The sequence below is a fragment of the Prosthecobacter vanneervenii genome (genome assembly GCF_014203095.1).
Taxonomy (GTDB): domain Bacteria; phylum Verrucomicrobiota; class Verrucomicrobiia; order Verrucomicrobiales; family Verrucomicrobiaceae; genus Prosthecobacter; species Prosthecobacter vanneervenii.
Genome location: NZ_JACHIG010000030.1, coordinates 1 through 2,049, shown reverse-complemented (window position 1 = coordinate 2,049; position 2,049 = coordinate 1). Strand labels below are relative to the sequence as shown.

General features: G+C 63.3%; 1 protein-coding gene. It reads left to right on the top strand.

What is annotated here, in order from left to right:
- On the top strand, positions 1–1,905 hold a 1,905-nt coding region (locus HNQ65_RS26465; protein WP_246438776.1), incomplete at its 5' end, for a tetratricopeptide repeat-containing protein kinase family protein.
- Positions 1,906–2,049 lie beyond the last annotated feature (144 nt).

Genomic DNA, 2,049 nt, shown 5'->3' with positions numbered 1-2,049 from the left:
GCGGGGAAGGCGAAGGAGGTGACGACGGCGAGCGATGTGTGGGCGCTGGGGGTGATGCTGTTTCAGATGCTGACGGAGAAGCTGCCGTTTACGGGGGGGAGCGCGGTGGAGGTGATGAGGAGGATCACGCAGGAGGAGCCTGAGATCAGTTCATCGGGGAAGCTGACGACGAGAAAGGGTGACGGGGCGAAGGATGGAAAGCCGACTGCGGGTGAGGGAGTGACGGCAGCATCGCTGGGGAGGGTGCACCCGGATCTGGCGACTTTGATTTTGCGCTGCCTGGAGAAGCGGCCTGAGAAGCGGCTGCCGAGCGCGGGATATCTGGCGGATGAGCTGGAGAGGTTTCTCAACGGGGAGCCGATCGAGAGCAGGGCAGTGGGGACGGTGGAGAGGGTGTGGAAACTAGCGCGGAGGAACAAGGCGGTGACGCTGGCGGTGGTGGGTGCAGTGACGTGCCTGGTGCTGGGGACGGCGGTGTCAGTGTACCAGGCGGTGAAGGCGCGTGCGGCGCAGCGGCTGGCCCTGATGCAGAAGAAGGAGTCTGACGAGATCGCGGAGATCATTTTGGAGACGGTGCATGGAATGGATGAGCACCTGACGGGAAGGAATGTGAACCCTGATCATCTGAGGGAGGAGCTGCTGAGGAGGGTGGGGGAGTTTCAGGGAGATCCGCGCCGGAAGGCGGTGATGCTGGACGAGCTGTCCACACTGCTGAACAAGCCGTCAGATCTGAAGCTGTTTGAGGTGGTGCTGGCGGAAGTGCAGCCGTTTCTGGATGCGGATGATCCGCTGCTGTGGAGCATGCGGTACCGGGTGACGCTGAAGAGGATGCACCTGACGGAGGCGGACAGCGTGGAGGGGCAGGAATTTCGAGATGAGCTGAGGCGGATCGTGGCCTGGCAGGAGGGGCATCTGGCTGGAGATGACGGGCAGATCTACAAGACGAAGTATGCGCTGGCGGAAGAGCTGGTGCAGGAGGTGAGGAGCCGTGCGTCGCTGCAAGAGGCGGAGGGGCTGCTGAAGGGATGCATCGAAAACTACCAGAAGGCAGGGGAGAATTTTGACAGCATCCTGTGCCGGATCGAGCTGATGACAGCGATTTTTGAGCAGGGTAGAAGGCAGGAGGCGCTGAAGCTGGGAAGGGAGACGTGTGACTTTGCGATGGAGAAGTTTGGAGAGAAGCATTCCATCACCGGGCGTGCGTATGGACGGCTGGCGAAGCACTGCCGGGAGGCGGGGCAGGTGGAGGAGTCCATCGCGCACGGGCGACGAGCGATGGAGATCTACTGGCAAACGGTGGGGCCGGATTACATGAGGGCGAAGTCGAGCCTGAAGGCGCTGAGCAGCACGCTGTTGAAGCAGGGGGATCTGGAGGGGAATCTGGAGCTGATGCGTGCGGAGGTGAAGGTGTGCGACCAGCAGCTGGGTCCTGCGGATGCCTACACGCTGGTGCGGGTGGAGGCGCTGCTGGAGACGCTGCGTCAGATGAATCTGAAGGATGAGGCGCGTGAGCTGGGAGGGCTGTGGCTGGAGCGGGTAAGGCTGATCGATGGGCCGCTGCCTGCGAGTGCGGCGGGGCTGCTGGTGCAGCATGCGGTGACGCTGATGAAGCTGGGGGAGGATGCGGATGCGCGGAGGCTTTTGCAGCAGCTGCCGGGACTGATGGGGCAGATGGAGGGGGAGATAGCAGACTTCACGAGGTTTGTGCCGCTGGCGGATGCGCTGAGGGAGTGCGGGAGGCCGCAGGAGGCGGGGGTGATTTTGAGAAAAATTGTAGCCGTCTGCGAGCGGCAGGATGAGGAGGAGCCGAGGGCGGCTGCGAAGCTGCTGGGCAAGGCCCGGGAGCGGATGGCTGTGACGGGCAGCGTGCGCGTGACGGAGCAGCAACCTGTGAAGCGAAAGTGATGTGATGGATGCCACCGGACAAGCGCCGAACCAATGCCCAGTGTGCTCCGGAAAGCTGGAGAGGGATGGGATGTGCCTGGCGTGCCTGCTGCAGGAGGGGCTGGAGGCGGCGGGTGTGACGGGCACGGGTGAGGCCAAGGCTGC